The sequence below is a fragment of the Pelagibacterium sp. 26DY04 genome (assembly GCF_031202305.1).
In the GTDB taxonomy this organism is placed as follows: domain Bacteria; phylum Pseudomonadota; class Alphaproteobacteria; order Rhizobiales; family Devosiaceae; genus Pelagibacterium.
Map to the genome: position 1 here is coordinate 1,764,130 of NZ_CP101731.1, position 17,395 is coordinate 1,781,524.

The 17,395-nt window shown below is 59.8% G+C and carries 22 protein-coding genes; 6 read left to right on the forward strand and 16 right to left on the reverse strand.

Annotated features, from left to right (window positions below):
* Positions 1 to 337 precede the first annotated feature (337 nt).
* Both NO932_RS08605 and NO932_RS08610 read right to left on the reverse strand, forming a co-directional pair.
* On the reverse strand, positions 338 to 610 hold the full coding sequence (locus NO932_RS08605; protein ID WP_309210760.1) for a hypothetical protein: 273 nt from the start codon (positions 608 to 610) through the stop codon (positions 338 to 340).
* Positions 607 to 972: a hypothetical protein gene (locus NO932_RS08610; protein WP_309210762.1), complete on the reverse strand. Its 366-nt coding sequence runs from the start codon at positions 970 to 972 to the stop codon at positions 607 to 609. The genes NO932_RS08605 and NO932_RS08610 overlap by 4 nt, the downstream gene beginning before the upstream one ends.
* A 194-nt stretch (positions 973 to 1,166) precedes the next feature.
* Between NO932_RS08610 and NO932_RS08615 the strand changes: the two genes are divergently transcribed.
* The 3 genes from NO932_RS08615 to NO932_RS08625 are packed head-to-tail and all read left to right on the forward strand — an operon-like array spanning position 1,167 to position 2,334.
* Positions 1,167 to 1,316 carry an XRE family transcriptional regulator gene (locus NO932_RS08615; protein ID WP_309210764.1) on the forward strand — a complete coding sequence of 50 codons (150 nt, stop codon included), beginning with the start codon at positions 1,167 to 1,169 and terminating at the stop codon, positions 1,314 to 1,316.
* Positions 1,317 to 1,368: 52 nt separating this feature from the next.
* Positions 1,369 to 2,019, forward strand: a complete 651-nt coding sequence (locus tag NO932_RS08620; protein ID WP_309210766.1) for a 3'-5' exonuclease — start codon at positions 1,369 to 1,371, stop codon at positions 2,017 to 2,019.
* 3 nt (positions 2,020 to 2,022) lie between these two features.
* Positions 2,023 to 2,334 (forward strand): hypothetical protein, encoded by a 312-nt coding sequence (locus NO932_RS08625; RefSeq protein ID WP_309210768.1) that lies wholly within the window; start codon positions 2,023 to 2,025, stop codon positions 2,332 to 2,334.
* A gap of 7 nt (positions 2,335 to 2,341) precedes the next feature.
* Here NO932_RS08625 and NO932_RS08630 read toward each other — a convergent pair whose 3' ends face one another.
* The 13 genes from NO932_RS08630 to NO932_RS08690 form a co-directional block, all read right to left on the reverse strand.
* Entirely contained in the window at positions 2,342 to 2,965 is a 624-nt protein-coding gene (locus NO932_RS08630) for a hypothetical protein (protein ID WP_309210770.1), read from the reverse strand.
* Complete coding sequence (locus NO932_RS08635; protein ID WP_309210772.1) at positions 2,962 to 4,683, reverse strand: tape measure protein; 1,722 nt, start codon at positions 4,681 to 4,683, stop codon at positions 2,962 to 2,964. The genes NO932_RS08630 and NO932_RS08635 overlap by 4 nt, the downstream gene beginning before the upstream one ends.
* Positions 4,680 to 5,072 (reverse strand): HK97-gp10 family putative phage morphogenesis protein, encoded by a 393-nt coding sequence (locus tag NO932_RS08640; RefSeq protein WP_309210773.1) that lies wholly within the window; start codon positions 5,070 to 5,072, stop codon positions 4,680 to 4,682. Before NO932_RS08640 ends, NO932_RS08635 begins: the two co-directional genes overlap by 4 nt.
* A gap of 19 nt (positions 5,073 to 5,091) precedes the next feature.
* Complete coding sequence (locus NO932_RS08645) at positions 5,092 to 5,643, reverse strand: hypothetical protein (RefSeq protein ID WP_309210774.1); 552 nt, start codon at positions 5,641 to 5,643, stop codon at positions 5,092 to 5,094.
* A 220-nt stretch (positions 5,644 to 5,863) separates the two neighbouring features.
* Positions 5,864 to 6,091, reverse strand: coding sequence for a hypothetical protein (locus tag NO932_RS08650; RefSeq protein ID WP_309210775.1), 228 nt, complete (start codon positions 6,089 to 6,091; stop codon positions 5,864 to 5,866).
* Positions 6,092 to 6,282: 191 nt separating this feature from the next.
* Positions 6,283 to 7,398, reverse strand: coding sequence for a phage major capsid protein (locus NO932_RS08655; RefSeq protein ID WP_309210777.1), 1,116 nt, complete (start codon positions 7,396 to 7,398; stop codon positions 6,283 to 6,285).
* A gap of 14 nt (positions 7,399 to 7,412) precedes the next feature.
* On the reverse strand, positions 7,413 to 7,778 hold the full coding sequence (locus tag NO932_RS08660; protein ID WP_309210779.1) for a hypothetical protein: 366 nt from the start codon (positions 7,776 to 7,778) through the stop codon (positions 7,413 to 7,415).
* On the reverse strand, positions 7,775 to 8,338 hold the full coding sequence (locus NO932_RS08665) for a hypothetical protein (RefSeq protein WP_309210781.1): 564 nt from the start codon (positions 8,336 to 8,338) through the stop codon (positions 7,775 to 7,777). The genes NO932_RS08660 and NO932_RS08665 overlap by 4 nt, the downstream gene beginning before the upstream one ends.
* A gap of 127 nt (positions 8,339 to 8,465) precedes the next feature.
* The gene (locus NO932_RS08670; RefSeq protein WP_309210782.1) at positions 8,466 to 9,287 is read right to left on the reverse strand and encodes a hypothetical protein; all 822 of its coding nucleotides are present in this window, start codon (positions 9,285 to 9,287) and stop codon (positions 8,466 to 8,468) included.
* Between the two features lie 1,122 nt (positions 9,288 to 10,409).
* Positions 10,410 to 12,161, reverse strand: a complete 1,752-nt coding sequence (locus tag NO932_RS08675) for a DUF3987 domain-containing protein (RefSeq protein WP_309210783.1) — start codon at positions 12,159 to 12,161, stop codon at positions 10,410 to 10,412.
* Positions 12,142 to 12,402: a hypothetical protein gene (locus NO932_RS08680; protein WP_309210784.1), complete on the reverse strand. Its 261-nt coding sequence runs from the start codon at positions 12,400 to 12,402 to the stop codon at positions 12,142 to 12,144. Before NO932_RS08680 ends, NO932_RS08675 begins: the two co-directional genes overlap by 20 nt.
* Before the next feature lie 18 nt (positions 12,403 to 12,420).
* Complete coding sequence (locus NO932_RS08685) at positions 12,421 to 13,710, reverse strand: DNA N-6-adenine-methyltransferase (RefSeq protein ID WP_309210785.1); 1,290 nt, start codon at positions 13,708 to 13,710, stop codon at positions 12,421 to 12,423.
* The gene (locus NO932_RS08690; RefSeq protein WP_309210786.1) at positions 13,707 to 13,922 is read right to left on the reverse strand and encodes a helix-turn-helix domain-containing protein; all 216 of its coding nucleotides are present in this window, start codon (positions 13,920 to 13,922) and stop codon (positions 13,707 to 13,709) included. Before NO932_RS08690 ends, NO932_RS08685 begins: the two co-directional genes overlap by 4 nt.
* A 210-nt stretch (positions 13,923 to 14,132) precedes the next feature.
* Here NO932_RS08690 and NO932_RS08695 point away from each other — a divergent pair, with 210 nt between their 5' ends.
* Entirely contained in the window at positions 14,133 to 15,359 is a 1,227-nt protein-coding gene (locus tag NO932_RS08695; protein WP_309210787.1) for a site-specific integrase, read from the forward strand.
* A 104-nt stretch (positions 15,360 to 15,463) separates the two neighbouring features.
* Here NO932_RS08695 and NO932_RS08700 read toward each other — a convergent pair whose 3' ends face one another.
* The gene (locus tag NO932_RS08700; RefSeq protein WP_309210788.1) at positions 15,464 to 15,670 is read right to left on the reverse strand and encodes a hypothetical protein; all 207 of its coding nucleotides are present in this window, start codon (positions 15,668 to 15,670) and stop codon (positions 15,464 to 15,466) included.
* A gap of 255 nt (positions 15,671 to 15,925) precedes the next feature.
* On the opposite strand from NO932_RS08700, the gene NO932_RS08705 reads away from it, so the two are divergent.
* On the forward strand, positions 15,926 to 16,219 hold the full coding sequence (locus NO932_RS08705) for a hypothetical protein (protein ID WP_309210789.1): 294 nt from the start codon (positions 15,926 to 15,928) through the stop codon (positions 16,217 to 16,219).
* Between the two features lie 508 nt (positions 16,220 to 16,727).
* Positions 16,728 to 17,300, forward strand: coding sequence for a porin family protein (locus NO932_RS08710; protein WP_309161422.1), 573 nt, complete (start codon positions 16,728 to 16,730; stop codon positions 17,298 to 17,300).
* Positions 17,301 to 17,395: the final 95 nt, after the last annotated feature.

Below are 17,395 nucleotides of genomic sequence, written 5' to 3' on the forward strand. Positions count from 1 at the left end.
TACAGATAATTTGGTGTCCTGATCCGCCAAAATCATGTCTCCATTTGTTGCCAAATAGCCCCCGGATTTCCGGCGATTCCGACTGTCTCCGGCGAATCCTGGCGACATATTGGAGACATGGCGACATGAAAAACCCCACCGCATTTCTGCGATGGGGTCCAGCCGGGGACAATGAGGAGGAAACCCCGGCTTTGTGTTGGCGATCCCGGTGCGAGTCGAACGCACTTTAGGCGATTAGAAGTCGCTTGCCGATCCAGACGGCGGGACCAAAAGGTACGGCGAGCGAGGCGGTAGTTTAGAGGAGAATCCGCACGTAATGCCCCGCCCGCCGATTCGGTTAGGCGGCCATCCGCTCGATGTCAGCGGCAAGCGATGCTGCCAGCTCCTCGATGATAGTGGCCAGTTCCTGCCTGATCGCCAACTTCAGAATTACGCCCTTCGCGGTCAGATCTGCCATGTCATTGGCTGGAGATTTGGTGGCCTTCTCGAACAGGTTGATCTCAATATCTCCCATTCGTTCCATTGTGGTGTCGGAAAAACGGGCGCCACGATACATCGAAATGAGGGCTTCGAGATCACCGGCGGTCGATTGAAGTATGGTGCGGCTCATGCTGCTGTACCCTCTTTGGGGACGTGATTGACAAAGTACCTCGCCTCCTCTGCTCCCCACTTCTCCTGCGAGACATAGAGCAGTGCCGCCTCGTGTGTGATTTCGCCCTCGGCGAAACCGCCATTCTTGAAGCGCTGGCTGCGCGCCACATGATGCAATACCTGTACTCGCCATCCAGGGTATTTTTCAGCCATAGCGCTCTCGATCTCCCGTAAGGCGAACGCAATGCGATCGTCCGGTGTTTGGGCGGATGCTGCAAGCGCAGGAAGCGCCCCAAGCAACGGCAGGCCCGCGAGTGCCGCAAGAATAGTTCGGCGGGAGGTGGGCAAGCATTCGGCTGGCGCCGGAATCAGGTTCGGCATTGGTGTTGCTCCTTGCGGTGCTTGTGATTACACCTTATGTGTAATGTGATGCCCGCAAGGTGTCAACTATAGAATGTATATTTTTACACTTGAGGTGTCTTTTGCTGACGTCGGAGCAGATCAGGGCCGCTAGAGCGATTTTGAGGTGGGACCAAAAAAGGCTGTCCGCAGAGGCCGGCATCTCGGTCGAAACAGTGAAAAGGCTCGAAAAGATGAACGGGCCGCTGCTCGCGGCAACAGGCACCACCCTCACCGCCATCCGCACCGCCCTGGAAGCCGCCGGCGTGCAGTTTCTCGATGACGGAGACACGGCGGGCGGGGCCGGTGTGGCCCTACGGGATTAAGGGCTGGACAGCAGCAGGGGCGGGTGCTTGAATTCCCCCATTGGGGGATCATATGGCTATAGCATCACCAGCAATCGCAAAGGGCATTACGCGGTTCATCGTTCTCGATACCGAAACAACCGGCGTCACGCAGTGGGAAAAAATCGTCACCATTGCCGCCCTATGTTTCGAGAACAATCGCATCATCCAGCGATCGCTCTATCTTTGTTTCGACCCTCGCAAGAATAGCAGTCCTGAGGCCGAGAAAGTTCATGGCTGGGATAACTGGACAACGCGCTTTCAGGATCTATTCGAGGACCACGCGAATGACGTGCGATCGTTTCTTGAGTGGGGCGATACACTGGTCATGCATAATGCTCGATACGACATGCACTATGTTCAACGCGAATTCCGTAAGGCCGGGCACGCCCCTATTGATGTGCCGCAATTCTGCACCTTGGAACATGCTCGCACTGTATGGCAAGGTCAGGGCAACAAGCTGGATGACTGCGTAGGACGCATAGGCCTACCCCGACGGCCTGGACGTCATAACGCACTTCAAGATGCATTCTATACAGCCGCCCTTCATCTTCACTTCCAGGGCGAACGCTTCTACGTCCCGGAGGTCGAACGATGGCCTATGCCACGAAATTATCGCGAACCGGATCCGCGACCGGAGGGCGATTTACCGCGCCGGACTAAGAAAAAGCCGAGAGGGGGATAGGGTATGGACTGGTACGAGAAACTCAAAAAACATGGCGACCTCGCACAGAGCTTTGCCCACAAAGTGGCCGAAGTCCTCAAGGACGACACTCTCACCATAGATCAGGCGTCGAAGTTATACCGCACCGTATCAGCTGGCGCGCAGACCTTCGACGACTTCTCATCCGAGATGGACGAGTACGATCTTCACGAATCCATGTTTGAGGCGGCTGAGGCCATCGAAAGCATATGGGATAAACTGACGGTCGCCGTTGCCAATCGAGTCAGGACCATGCAGGGCCTTGAGCCGATCGAGATGCCAGACGACGAGGATTAAGGGGCAGCTAAGCCACCTCAATCTTCTCTCCCACCACGTCGGGCCATTCATGCACTCGCTCGATGCGCACGCCGTTCTTGTCGACCACGCACCAGTCGATGTGGCCCCCCACGTAGTGGCCGAAGGGGACCTCTTGGACAGGCTGACAGGGCTTCCGGCGCATAGCTTCCAGGAGGCGCACTCCACCCTCACGCAAGCTTTGGGTAATGTCCGCCCCCGATGCCCTCATCTCGTCCATGGATAGCTCCGGCCCGATTGCGTGCGAATCCCAATAGGGCCGGAGCGTCTTTCGCTCGTTGTTGTATTCCCATATCTGGCCGCCCGACGATTCCGAAAAGGCGACGATGGTAATCGAAGAGGGAGTCGACCGGCGCTCGACCCGCGGGAGGTCGGTGTGTAGCCTTTCGATGACTTCATCGACAGTCGAGCAGGCTTGCGTTGCCTCCAGGACGGCAACCTTCAACAGGGCGATGTCGCCCACGACGCCAACGCCGACCACCGCCAGGGGGAGAAGATCACTGGGTGTAATCTTGCTCCGCATGGCTTCGATCTTGCCATCAAAGTCAAACGAGGCTCCATCGCTCACCATCTCGACACGCCCCGGATAGCAAGCAGCAATATACGCACTCATGCGTTCACCTGCGTTTTTATGAAATCCATCACGTTGGTCGCCTCTCCGATGTATGGTGTTCCTTGCGCCATCAGGGTCAGTTCCATTTCCAATAGCTCATTCGCTTGCCTCTGCCTGGCCATGGCCTCTTCAAATCGATCGACGGGGCTACTTCCACCTCCACCCGACCGCGCCGACTGGGCCAGGCGCATTTGAGCGAGACGCTTCGCCTCGGCATCCCCCAGCGTCACGCCGGCCGCGGCGGCCCGCTCCTTCTCGGCCGCGATGGCCTGCTCAAGAGATAACTGTTCTCGCGAGAGCCCGAGCAGGCGGTCCTGCTCGGCGAGGTATGCCGCCGCGGCCTCTTCGGCTTCAATGCGCGCCCTTCGCGATGCACCTGCACCACCACGGCCAGCGCCGTCACCAGTCGGGCCGCCGGGCATATTCAATGCTGCGTGCATTTCGTTGGCGGCGGCTGTGACAGTTCGGATTTCAGCCGCAACGCCGGCCAACTGCCCTATGACCAGTCCGAAATCGGGGTTCGTGCTGGCCAGATCGAGAAGCGCAAGGCGTGCCTCCTCCGCACTGGATTCGCCCAGCAGGAGCTTGTCCACCACCGCTTGAATTTCGCCTGGAAGCTCCGGCGCGAACACCCTCATGTTCTCCAGGAGGGTGAGTTCTGCAGCCATCTCAATGAGCCGCTGCCTGGCGTCTCCAACGGCTTCGTCGAGGATTTCGAACTCTTCGCGGTTATCCTCGACTTGTTCGGAGAGAATACCGAGCTCGCGGGAAAGACCGGCGGCCGCTTCCATGAACTTCAGGACCGGGACGTCGCCCTCCTGCCAACGTCGAGCGGCTTCCTCGATACTGTCGGCGAGGAGGATGATTTCCCCGGCAAGCCAGCTGGTGGCGCCGGTAGCCTGGTCGATCTGCCCGAAGAACTGCATCACCGAGTTGCCGAGCAGCACGAAGCTGTCCGTCAACGTCGCGGGCATTTCATCGGCTTCGCGTCGCAACTGCTCCAACTGGCTCGTTACGCCATACATCACTGAAGTCGTAATCTTGCCTTCTGATCCGAGCTTGCGGAGCTCGTTCGTAGAGACGCCCATTGAGTCAGCCAGGGCCTTGGTCAGGCGCGAAGAGCCTTGAATTACCGAGTTGAGATTGTCGCCACGAAGCTCGCCGAGAGCCAATGCCTGCGACCATGCCCGCATGACGCTATCCGCCTGCTGACCGCGTGTCGCGGAGATAACCAGGGCGTTGTTCAGTGCCTCAGTCAGGTTCAGTTGCTGGGTGGTATTATAACCCAGTTCGGTGAGGGCCGTGGAGTTCTGAAGAAATGCCTCGGCGGTCTGTCCGAGCGACGAATAGGACCGGCGCGCCATCTCGGTAATGCGGCCCATGACCTCTTCACCACGCGACATACTGCCGACAGCGTTGGCGACGCGAGAATTCAGATCGGACCATTCCGAGGTAAGGTTGGCGATGGCTCCCGCGCCAAGACCTATCCCAGCCATGCCCAGCGCGCCACGAACCGCACCGAATGCCCCCGATACCCCGGAGAAGCCTCGGCCGGCCTTGGCCATTTTCGTTTCGAGGTTCCGCGAAAGTTTGTCGGCCTCTTTCTCGATGTCTCTTCGGGCGCGCTGTGTCGATTGGGTCGCCCTGCGCATGCCCTTTTCAAGGTCATTGACCCGCGCCTCAACGAGGACCAATAACCGATCTCGTTCAGTGGTCATTTCTTCATTGCTTTCTTAATGGCCCGTCTTCCCGCAGCCTTGATGGCGCGCGCGGCGGGCTTCCTGTTGCTTCTGACAGCGGGGAAAAAGAACGGCTGCGCGGGTGCGTCATGCGTTCCAAATTCCACAAAATGCGCATGCCGGGCGTTGGTGTTACCGGCTGTCACAGCCGCTGCGCCTGGGGGCACGACATATGCTCCGCCAGCGCTGTATGACGGGGTCGAACCGCCTGCGGGGGTGACTGTGATGCTCTCGACCAGCGCGCCGGTATCGCGCGAACGCTCGGCAAGGCGGCGCATGTGGTCGGCGGTTCGTCCGGCTGCGCGGACAGCGGCCGCCTCGGTATCTTTCTGCACCTCGTCGGGAAGCGCTCGAAAGCGCGCTTCCATTTTTTCGAATCCCCTAGTCTTACGCGCCATCGGAATCGTTCCAATGGGCCTCATCGTCCGGGATCCCGAACAGAGCAGCGGTCAATACCAGCGCCGCCAGCCCAGCCATTGGCGCAGGAGGTTTCGTCGAAAGCGCCTCATCGAGCCAGGCGGGGGTAGGAATTGCGATGCTCGGAACGCCGAGCGAGCCAGCGAACTTGGCCAGTTTGGCCAGACGTTCGCGGTCGACGGCTGGCATGGCTGCAAAGGCCAGAACCTTCCGGACCAGATCGACGGTCCAGTCTCCACCGGTCAGGGCACGCAGGGCGGCGTAGGCCCCGCCATTTGCGGCTTCGAACGTCGGGATATCTTCCGGGACGATCTGCAAGCGGCGCTCGCGGCCGTCGATGTGGGCCGCGATCCATTGGGCGGCCTGGCGGTCGGATTTTGTGCGCACGGGGAGGGCGTCTGCGGCCTGCATCTGGGAGCGTGTGACGGCTTCGGCAGTGGCTTGGGCGGCTTTGCCTAGCACTGCGCTATGCTCAGCAGCGGACGCGGCGAGGCGGTCGGCGAGATCGTCGACTTCGGTCATGTTTCAATCTCCATGAATAATTGAGTTGCGTGAGGCAGGGGGGCGCCTTCAAACTCACCGGCATCGCTTCCCGCTCACCGGCGCGCACCCAAAATGCGCATATCCCCAATTGAAAATATGGGGGGTGCGGTGTGGGAAAAACTTTCGAAAACCTGCGGGATCACGCGTTGCATTCCGGCGCCGGTGCGGGGCTCGTGAGACCCCAGACTTCGCGATGCCCCTAGACCTCGGCCACCGGCAGCAGCTCCAGGTCAAGCGCCCGCAGTCGGCCCGACCGCGAATCCGTTCCCATACGATACGAGAAGGCCATACCCTTTTCGGGACTGGCGACGCCGGCCTTGGCCATCTCCGAAAAGTGAAAGAACGCGGTGTCGAATGGCGGGGCGTCAGACTTCAAGAATCCAAAACCGCGCTCGGGATTGATGTGAACGATGCGCCCGTAAGGCATAATAGCTCCTCGAAAAAGAAAAGGCCCGCTCCGGTTAATGGAGCGGGCAGTGGGTGGCGGGCCGACGCCGAAGCGAAGTGGATCTACCGCGCTCACCCGGTTCCCTGCGAACGACGCTAGGTTCCCAATCGGCGGCAACGTCGTTGCGCTCTCGGCCGGGGTTCGACCCTTCACATAGCCGCCTTGTTTGGTTACGAGCCCGTGCTGTACAGATCACCGACGATGAACGAGCCGGGATGATAAACGGCCAGCGCGAGACGAGACTCCACGCGCCCAGTCCAACGGTTACGAACAAAGTCGTCTTCGTTCTCGGTCGAGATCAGGAACTCAACCTCCTGACGGTCGAAGATTTCCGCCGCCATGTTGAACGAGCCGACAAGGAATTGACCTGGAGCAAGAGCACGGGAGGGAACGACAGGGAGGTCCCAAACGCGGCGAGCGGTCGTGCCAAAGGCGCCATTCGAGAGGAAATGGCCGTCGGTACCGCGGACGTCGAGCAAGCGGCGCCAATCGCGAACCGAAAGCACAATGCCGTCCGGATCGTAATCACTCTCTTCGCTCTGAGCGATGGCGTGGTTAATGATCGACAGTTCGTCGTCGCCGGTCGCTGTGCGGCTGGTGTCATAAGCCGTAGCCTGCGGAATGATGCCGTGAACGTTCTGGCCAGTGCCGTTGCCGTTCAGGAGCTGGTTTTCCTCGACGAGTTTCAGCCCGTAAGTACCGCGTCGATCGATGTACGAAACGAGAGCGGGGGAATCGTCGAGGATCTGGCGCGAACCCTTAAAGATGTGCGCAATGGTGCGCACGTGCGCAGAGCGCATCTCAAATTCGAGGTCGGACTGCGGCTTCGACGTCTCGGGATTTTCCGCGACCGGGGCGGCCGCATTGGTGAACTCCGTCTCTTCGGGCCACTCGATCAAATTCGACGTCGTGGTCGACTGCCGCAGAAGGTCGCGAACAGTAAATTTGCGCTCGGGTGGCGTCACGATGCCGGGACGACGATCCGCAACAACCAGGCTGGTCGAGCCGCTAGTGCTCGAGCCGACCGTGCCGGTGCCGGATGTGATGTCGGCGCGATCACCGTTGATCTTCACCACGGCCCGGCCGCGGAAATCCGACGTGAGCTTTTTGACCTCGTTGTCGTTTGCGACGATCGATCCGAGGGTCTGGCGGGTGCCGGGTGCCGCGCCATTGTCGTTATCGGCCATGCGCGCGAAGCGCTTCTCGATTTCCGAGAGGCGGGTGTCCATCGCGCCGGTGATTTCTTCGACGCGGGTTGCGATGGTCTCAAGGTGAGGATTGGTCATAGGTAGTCCTGTTCTTATGGTTGGTAGCCGGTCGCTAGCAGCGCTTCACATTGAGCGCGTGCCTTTGAGCGAACCGAGTTAGAGACACGGGCGACATCCGCCGGGTCAGGGTTTTCTGCGAGAGCGGTGCCGTCGATGCCGAGCGCCTTTTCAAGGCGAGCTAGGTCGTCATCGCCTTCCGAGCCGAGGGCCTTGAGGACCGCCAGTTCGGTGTTAACCGCGCGCCAAAGGTTGATGCGCTCTGGCGCGTTGCGCGGCGTCGAGCCTGAATAGCCGAAATGCTTTCCGGCGAAGTCAGCCAGGGCGGCTAGCGCCGTGGGATTGGAGGGCAAGGCGAACAGGTCGCTTCCCTCGATTTTTTCGACTGCTTTAATGGTCATTTGAATCCTGGGTTTGAGAATGCGTGCCCCACGCTGGGGCTCGCCGAGATTCTGGCCAGCGCCACGAGTTCATCGGCTTCTGCCGGCGTGCGGCCTTGGAATTCGAGCCCGATGGCCGCGAGGGCCCGGCCCGGCACCACAACGTGCCGTCCCGCGGCGCCCGCCGGTGGCTCGGGGCCGAACCGCCGGAAGTGCCCTCCGGCCGTGAGCGAGGCCGTGGCTGGATCGAGCCGGATGATCAGGTCGCCGTGCACCGCGCCGGCGAGGGCTGGGCCGTGGCTGAAGAGATCGGCGAGCGCGGCGTGCAGCGTGGTCGAGCCGTCGGTGAGGGCGGAGAAGGTCGAGACCTGCTGCGGCACCTTGCCGAGCCCATCGTCGGTCAGAACGGCGAGCAAAAAAGTCACCGCTTCCGCGGTTGAAAGCTCGGGCGGATAGCGCCGGGAACCTTCCGTCACCGGAAGCAATCCAGCTTCGGCGGCGCGCTGCCCGATGCGTTCGACGCGTCCGGGTTCGAGATTGAGACGACGTGCGAACACGTCGCCGAGTGCGGACCTGCGCATTCGTCACCTCATTTTTGGGAGATTGGGAAATAGGGGGCGAAATAGAAGCGGCACCCGAGGTGCCGCCCAGGGTGCCGCTTTGAGGAGCGCTTGGCCCCTTCACTAGGTAAAGGTCACGAGCGCTAAATTAGGTGGCATTACAACGGCTGTCGTATTTGCCATAAGCCTCGATCAGCGCCTCGAGTGCCAGGCGCTGTAGTTCGGCGCCGACCGTTTGGGCATACTTTCCGTTGTGGCCTCGGCTTTCACCAATGACCTCAGCGGTAGCGCCATCTACGGATAGATCGAGGACGTTCCATAGGGAAGATGGTAGCGTTTCCTGCAGGTAGTCGAGGGTCTTTTCGGCGTAGATGCTATTGACCAGCCCATGCTCCGGCGAATGCCAAGTCCGCACCTCTCCTGCTGGCTTCATCATTGCGCCGGAAAATAGGTGGCGAGCAGATTTTGCAGCATTGGGAGCGGATGGCCAGGCGGCGCCGGAGTATCGCCCATTGAGCTCGGCTTCGACCTCCGCAGGATATTGGGGCTGTGCTGGGCCGCGTGGTCCGCGGAGCCGATCCTCGATTTGGTAGGAAACGTTTCCGTCGGTCTTGTGCGGCACCACCTCACCATCGCGCGAGGGCAGGTATTCTAATTTGCCAGCGATGTAGAGCGCGACCAAGTGCTCCGGCGTCGGTCGCTCACGCTTGAGGTCTGTGCCGTAACCGACTTGGACATCCTCATTGATCGACGCATCCGGTGACTCCGTGGTCCATGATGCGCACCCTCCTGTCGCCTCCATGTCTCGGCGAAGTCTAACGAGTGCGCAAAGCGCTTGAACATTATCATCGGGCGTTCGCATCAGGCGTCCGGCTTTAAGTCGGCTATAGGCCGGCCATTCCCATTTTTGGTTGTCGTTCGCCGGGATGGGCGGAGTTGGGGTGAGGGCTGGTTTGGGTGCTGCAGTCAAGGTTTTCCTCCTGGGCGGCGTGGAAGGGGATATGTCAACTTGTGCTTTCGACGGGCCGGCAGGCTAATTACCGGCCTTACCAGTGTGTTTTTGTCGACAGCCGAAACCGTCAATCAAAGCGTACCGAGATGGCGCGCTGAGACGCCACCGAAGGCCCAAACTTTTTTCTACAGCTTTTGAATCGCGCTCCCCCGCCGCCGGTCCCGGTGGGGCAGGGCTGCGACTTTTGCGGTGCCCCCGCCACCAAACTTTTTCTTTTTCATTTTGCACGTGAGAGCACCAAAAGGGGCGAAAAGCCCAGTTTTCCGGGACCAAGTTTTTCTTGTGATTTTGGTTACGCGTGCGTGCCCTTGGTGGCGCGGGTCTGGGCCGGTCCGGACGGCGACTTGAATCCCGGCCCGTACCCTTTGATTAAAAAATCAAAGCCCAGAAAAAAATGCGCGCGTGAGGGGCAGGCGGGTCTGCGGCTGGCAGCGTGCGGCGAGTTGGGTTGGCCCCTATGCGGCTCGCTCGACCTTACCGTTATCATTGGCAGGCCGGCGGTCTGGTCGCATCCGATAAAACTCGGCCCACGACATACGCCGGCCGCGGAAGGGGCGGTCGGTGTCGCTGCCGGGCTCTTGGGTCTGGGTGCGGGTTGTTGTGGTGGTCATGCTCGGGCCTCCGCTTTCCATCGGACAGCCTCGGTTAGCCGGGGGAATTCCCAGCCATCGATTGTCTCGATGCACACCCATCGAAGGCGGTCCACGCCTTCGATTATTCCGACCACTTGCACTTCCCGAAGGTCGGCATCACCGGGGCCTTCATTGAAAGCCGCTTCTGCCATGAATGGCGTCACAGATAACATTTGATGTTCCATTTCCAATCTCCTCATGGGTTGATGGTGCCCGTTCGAAAATTCGAAAGATGGTTTGGGATATGCAGATTGAGGGGCAAAAAGCCGGACTCAAAAGCATATTTCGAATACTCGAACGAGAGATTTTATTTTATATAATATATTGAAATATATGGTATTTTTGTTCGCCGTTCCGTTCGAAACGACTTCGAACGCGCCTCGAAAATTCGAACGAAAAAGCTGCTTTGGGAGCCGTTTCGTTCGAAAATTCGATTTCGTTCGAACGGTTATTCGGCCTGTTTTCGAACGAACTTAGACCCCTTGCCGGGCATCGGCCTACCGTTAACGTCCCGAATCTGGTCAGACGCTACGAGCCAATGCAATGCATCGCTCAGTTGGCGATGATCCGCCGTCGCAACGCCCCGCTTCTCGAGCAGCTTGCTATACGGCAGACCGCCTTCGCCAGCTTCTTCGACGTGAGCAAGGATGGACTTGCGGAGCCTGTCGGCAGGGCTCTCCGACATATGGCGTCGAACTCCATCGCGGATGGCCGTGATGGATGCATGAACGACGCCCCAGGCCCAGGCGACGTCCCCCCGACTGACTTCGGGCTTGGCGGGGCAGCGCGATATGGCGCGGAGAGTAGCTAGCCTGATCGTGTTCTCGGCAGCGCGCCCTATGATGTTGCGGGCATCTCCCTTCCAGAAGCGGTCGTTCTGCCACCGGAAGATTTCCGCCCACAGTGCATAGGCCGGGCCTTCCTCGCCCCCCTCCATCGGCACCGTATGCTTACGGATCGACAAACCTTTGTCGGCCTGGGGGAAGTGGGTGAGTGCCTCCTTGAGTGCATCGCTCAGGTCTCTCGGCACGCGTAGGGCGCGCTTTAGGCTGGGAGGGCGGATCTCATCCACACGGCCAGCCGTGACGAACAGAAACCGGTTCAAGAAGCCGTCCGACACCGACGCCTCAGAAAGTCCGGCATACAAGGTTTCCGTCGTCGTCATGCCTAAGACGGTTAATGCCGGGCCGGCTATAGGTTCGGCATCCTTCTTGGTTTCCGCGCTGGCGTAGATTCGGCCGTCGAACATGCTGTTCGATTGGTCATAAACCGCCAGAAGGAACTTCCTGATCGAAGCCGCGACACTGTTGCGGTTCTTGGCGTTGATGTCCTGCAAGGTCAGCCCGAACTCGTCCATGACGATGGCCGTGGACGGCGAGCGCCGCAGGGTCCGTTCTATCGCTGCATAGGATGTATGGTCGCCGTTGGTCACGGCGTCCTTGCCCGTGGCGCCCAAGCCGGCAGCTATCTGGCGAATGGCTTTTGGCGGATGGCCCTTGCCTCCGGCTGTATCCATTAGGGTGGTGATATAGACATTGACGCCCGCATCGGTGGGGGTCAGAGCCTTCCCACCGAACAGTCCACCCATCAGGGCGATTGCCGCCGATAGGGACAGCTCGGGGACGGGCACGATTGCTGTGTCGGTAATCCACCTGGCGATGTCCCCCAATAGACCGCCAGCCGCCTCCGGCGTGAACGGATCAGGGTGCATTCCTGGTGGGGTGGGTTCCGGCTCATTGTCATTGGCTGGTGCGGGAAGTTCGGCGTTTTCGGGGAGCAGTGGGATCATGCGCGGGCGCATCCCCAGCTTCCGGGCAATAACAAGCTTGCCGATTTCCTTGTCCTCAACCGGGCCGGCAATTTGCCGAATTGCTGGCGCATCACCGTGGGCTGGAGAGAAAAACGCGATGAACGAACTTGACGGATCGCAGGCCTCGACGGCGCTCACCATCACACACCAGCATAGCGCCTCGGCGGGGCTGGCCGGATCTTTCAGACCGGCTTCATTGTAACCGGCAGGCCGGAGCGTATCCCGCGTCGCCTTTTTCCAATCGCCGCCACCGAACTTGTGTTCTGGCGCCACCATGATGTCGCCGCCAAGTATGTCGGCAAGGCCCCAGTACAAGTGGCCAATTCGAGCGGTATCGGTCGATTGAATAATATCGGAAATGGATTCGAGTTTAGTCTGCGCTTCGGTCATGCCCGGCAACCTGCCCCTCGTAAATCTCAACCGCCTGGGCGGTTATCTGGTCATAGACTTCAGGTGCGACTCGAGCGGCACTTCCGCGCGTGTCACGCGTTTGCGGCGGGAAAGTGCGAAGCTGTCCCGATCGACTTCTTTTGAGGTGCCAGTCCAGTAATTCGACTTCGGGCGATAGCCGAACATCGAAATAGGCCAGCACGCCCGCGTCCCGCAGAGGACGCAGGTTCGTGATCTTCATTGTCTGGGTTCCTCCGTTTTAGGCGGCTTGGCCGGCGGCTTGCGTTTGCCTTGCAGGCATCACGACGTTGCCGATCTCCGCGAACACCTCCGCGAACCTCTCCGGCTTGGTCCCGAAATAGCAGAATGCTTGTCCCATCACGGGCGCCGCCTTCTCACCCTTCGGGCTTTCAAATCGAATGCGTCCGGTGGTGAAACAGATTGCGACAGCGTGTTCGAACAATGTTCCGAACCACCCTGTGTCGGTGCTGTTATTGGTCAGCACTATCGCCTCGGTGCAACGTCCTGATTGGTATTCCTCGACCAGCTTGTCGATGAAGTGAACAATTTCCGGCTGACTATACGGCGGGTTCATCCAAACCTTGCCGCGCCAGTCCTTGTCGAGCCCGTTGGTCTCTGCTGTGTAATAGGTTTCGGCCCGCACGGTTTTTTGAGCATGGTCATTGCTGGCGGGGTCGACGTCGATGCTGCCCATGACTTTGCGGGCAAGTTCGATGTAGCGGGCCGGGGTGTACCATTCATTGTCGCCTGTGAAGTTGGTCCGATATGTGTTTGGGCCGGGTGCGTTCTCGTTCGCCGCAACGATGGTTCGCCCGACAAGTACGGCGACCTGCTTTTCCGGCTCCGGCTCCTTCGCCGCCGCGAGCAGCGCGGTTCGGTTATTGTCCAGGCCCGCGTCTACCGCTGCCGCCTTAGCCTCGGCCGATAACCCAGCCACCTTGACCGCTCGCCTGGCATCTGGCTCGGATAGGCCCAGCTCGCGTGCCGCTGCTCGCACGCCACCCTCGGGGCGTCCGGGTTTTGCGTCAGGTTGACGCGAAATCTCCCCAGCCTCCCGGCGGGCCGTGGTCAGCTCTATCCATCTGGCGATTTGTTCGCTGCGCTGGAGCGCGGTCAATTCGGCTCGGTGAAGGTTCTCGGAAATTTCGATAAGTTCGGCGTCGATTTCGTCGGCGTCGATCTCCTGGCACCGGATAAAAGTGTGGCCCAGGGCCTTCATCGCTTCAATCCGATGCGCACCGGCGACCAGCACCGGCACGTTATCTAGAATGTCGCCATCCACCTCGATGCCGTCGCGACGGGCAACGATGACGGGGGATAGCAGGCCCACCTCGCTAATCGACTTCGCGAGCTCTTCCGCCCGGCTGCCGTCAACCGCCCGCCGTCCGACCGGGACGTGGATGTGGTCAATCAGCAGGTCGGATATTTTGCCCGAGCGATAGTTCTGGGCCGCATCTCGCTTCTGGCGCTGCTCGGCGCGTACTTCCTCCCGTACATCGTCGATGAACCGGGTATCAACCTGGCTCATGCTGCCACCCTCGCGGCAGGCCGGTTATCGTTCGCCGCCTCCTGAGCCGCCACCCATGTTAGCAACGTAGACTTGCGGGCGCATATCTTTGCCCCGATGCGGAAACAGGGCAGGGTGCCGGCCTCGATGGCATGATAAATTGAGCGAGCCGGAAGGCCCATGAAAGCGGCGATCTCTTTCGCCCCGTTGAGCAGGTCGTCGGCCAGGTCCATGTTTTTCGTCCTCCTATGAAAAAAACGCTTGACAGGTTTTTGGCGTTCAGCTAGTTTACTGAGATAGGGCGTATTTTGCCCGAAATCAGCAAAACGACCGGAATATACGGATTTCTTGGCTTCTTGTCAAGCGTTTTGTGCTACCGTGCTTCATGTTGCACAAAATCCGTACACAGCTATAATGGCCTCGCATCTGAATCGGGGGCAGCAATGGCTGTGAAAAAACGGGTCTGGACGACGGCGAAGGGCGAGCACCGCGAAGCGTGGGTCGTCGACTACCGCGATGGCAACAAGAAGCGCCGGCTAAAGACATTCGCCAAAAAGCGCGATGCTGATGCGTTCGCGGCTAGCAGCAAAATTCAGCTCAAAGACGGCACGCACATTCCAGACAGGGCGGGCGTGACTATCGCGCAGGCCGGCGAACTGTGGATTGAGGCCGCGCAACTGGCCGGCCGCGAGCAGACCACCATCGCGCAGTATCGGCAGCATCTTGACCTGCATATAAAGCCGCTCATTGGGGAGATGCGCATCACCACCTTGACCATTGCTCAGGCGAGGCAATTCAGTGACGATTTGCGCGCCAAGGTTTCCCCCGCGATGGTTCGAAAGGTTATGACTTCACTCGGATCGCTGATCGGTGATGCGATTGAGCGGGGCCTTGCCACAAACAACGTCGTGCGCGATCTGCGGACACGTCGCGGCGCGATCGACAACCGGGCGGCGAAGCGCGCCAAGCGCCAATTGAGAGTGGGCGTGGACATACCCACGCGCGACGAGATTAAAGCCATCCTGGCGCATGTCCCGGCCCGCTATTACGCCGCCATCGTTATGGCTGCCTTCACCGGGATGCGGGCGAGCGAATTGCGCGGGCTCCAGTGGACTGCGGTGAACCTCAACAGCAACAATGTCCACATCTACCAGCGGGCCGATCGGTTTAATAACTTCGGCCCGCCGAAAAGCGATGCCGGTGAGCGGATGATTCCCCTGCCACCGCCTGCCGTGGATGCGCTCAAGGCCTGGCGCAAGAATTGCCCCAAGGGCGACCTAAACCTCGTCTTCCCAAATCTCGATGGCGGCGTGCTGTCTCATACCCAGCTGCAACGCGATGGCTTCGAGACCGCACAAGTCGCGGCCGGTGTAACGCGCCCTGGAAAGGATCGAAGAGGCAAGGCCGTAGCGCTGCCGAAGTACACTGGGCTTCACGCGCTCAGGCATTGGTTCGCCTCGTGGTGCATTAATTCGGTGGCCGACGGCGGCCGCGGCCTAGACGCGAAACGGGTGCAGGCATTGCTCGGTCACAGCTCGATCAAGATGACGCTCGATTTATATTCCCACCTGTTTCCAGCCAAGGACGATCACGAAGAATTACACCGCGCTACGGCCTTTTTCATGGAGTCCGCGCCATCCGATGGAGACATATTGGAGACACAAACGTAATTACGTGTGCTATATCAAGTAGTTACGTAGGATTGCAAATCCGTGTACACCGGTTCGATTCCGGTCGAGGCCTCCACTTTCCTTTTTTGCGGTCGGAGCAGGGCTTAAGAGCCTTTCCCGTTGTTGTGCTGCCGATCTTCTTCGGTCATGCCCTGGCGACTGACCGACATTTCGCTCTGCCGGGCGTCGGGCTTTCGCGGCGCTCGACTGTGGGACCGCTCAGGATGCTTGTCGGGCGCGTCCCCCTTGGGCACATCGGATTTGCGTTCCAAGGTCCTCTCGAACTGTTCGTGGGTCTTCTTGCCTTGCATGGTGAAATCTCCTTGCTCGGGTTCGGTAGAGTAACCCCTCGAGCCGGCAGTGCGTTGCAGGACGATCGGATTGGGCAGCCCAGATTAACGCTCCATGCGAGCCGCTGTGCGTCACGTCCTCAACGGAACTCGCCGCGTCGGCGTTGCGTTTGCAAGTCGATGTCCAAAAGGAATGCGGCGATGCTCGCACGGTGCCCAAATTGCGGAGCGACGGTCTCGAGCCGTTCGATCTATTGTCCCCAATGCCACGGGCGTTTGCAAGGACCGCGCAAGGATGCGGCCAGCCTTGTATTCGCTTGGGCGTTCGTGGTCTTCAATGCGTTGATGGTCGCCTGGATCAGCTTCTACCTGATCACCGGTCGCACGACCCTGCGCACCGTCGGGATCGAGGGACAGGCGGCTGGAACGCCGGTTCCGGGCGAGCTGGGTGTCGGATTTCTATTGCTGCTTTGGGTGCTGGGTCTGCTCATCCTGGGTCTTTGCGCCATGTTTAATTTCGCGCACCGGGCAACGGACGAAAAGCGCCACCATCATCACGTGACGAGATAGAGATGAGAACCACGACTATCTACACGCCTTTGCCCGCCCCTGATTCCGTCCACAAAGCCACCCGATGGCCCCACGGCGTCCTAGACGCGGCGCACACTGTGCTGATTGTCGCAGGCTGCGTGGTTCTCGGCACCTTGTTGCTGGCCGTCAATCTCATTGCCTTTCCCATTCGCTTGGCGCGCCGCCTGGTGCGCCGGTAGGTGATCGAAGCTATTCGCCTCCGTTGGGGCGGGAGAAAAACACCATATTTTACGATAGGTTAACCACGAATACGTGGCATTTGAGCAACATTGTCGGCTTGCCCTATTCCTGCCATGGGCTGGCCCCACTTCGTCCGCACTCGAAACCGAAAGTCCGGCCCATCGCATTGGTGCGGATCCCGAACGGTACGGTTGTAGCGGCAGGGCAACACTCCCGGCCCATACCGCGGAGCGGCGGCCTTCGGATCGGAACCAGTGCTAACCGGCACCCATTTGTTGCACATCAGCCGGTACAAAGGAGAATACATATGAACACTCTCAAGAAAGTGGCCATTGCAGCCCTTCTGTCCACGACCGCTTTCGGCGGGGCGTTTGCCGCCGACGCGATCGGGGTTCCCGCTCCCGCCATTCCGCCCGCTCCCGTTTTTGACGACGCCAGCGGCTTTGACTGGAACGGCTTTTACGCCGGTGCCAGCGTTGGCGCCCAGAATGACATCGAAGAAGACGTGACCAATTGGACCCTGGGTGCCCAGGCCGGTGTGAACGCCACCTTCGATTTCTTCCTGGTTGGTGCTGAAGTGGCGATCGACGGCGTCTTCGGCGAAGACGAAACTTACGCCTACGGTTCGGCTCTGGCCCGTGGTGGTGTGCTGGTCACCGAAGACCTGCTCGCCTACGGTGCCATCGGTTACGGCACCGACTTCGATGCGGACGCCGATGTTGGTCAGGGCGATCACGTCCTCGCCGGTGGTGGTCTCGAATTCGCCGCGACGGACAACGTTTCGGTCCGTGGCCAGTATCTCTATGGCTGGGCGACCGACGACGTGGCGACCGACTCGGACATCCACAAGTTCCAGATCGGTGCGAACTTCCACTTCTAATCGCAGCGCAAGCAGCGATTGCTCGAACGGCCCCCTCGCGGGGCCGTTTTTGTTTACGCCTTGTTAGGAAACGACTTAGTTCTGTGCCCGAAAGG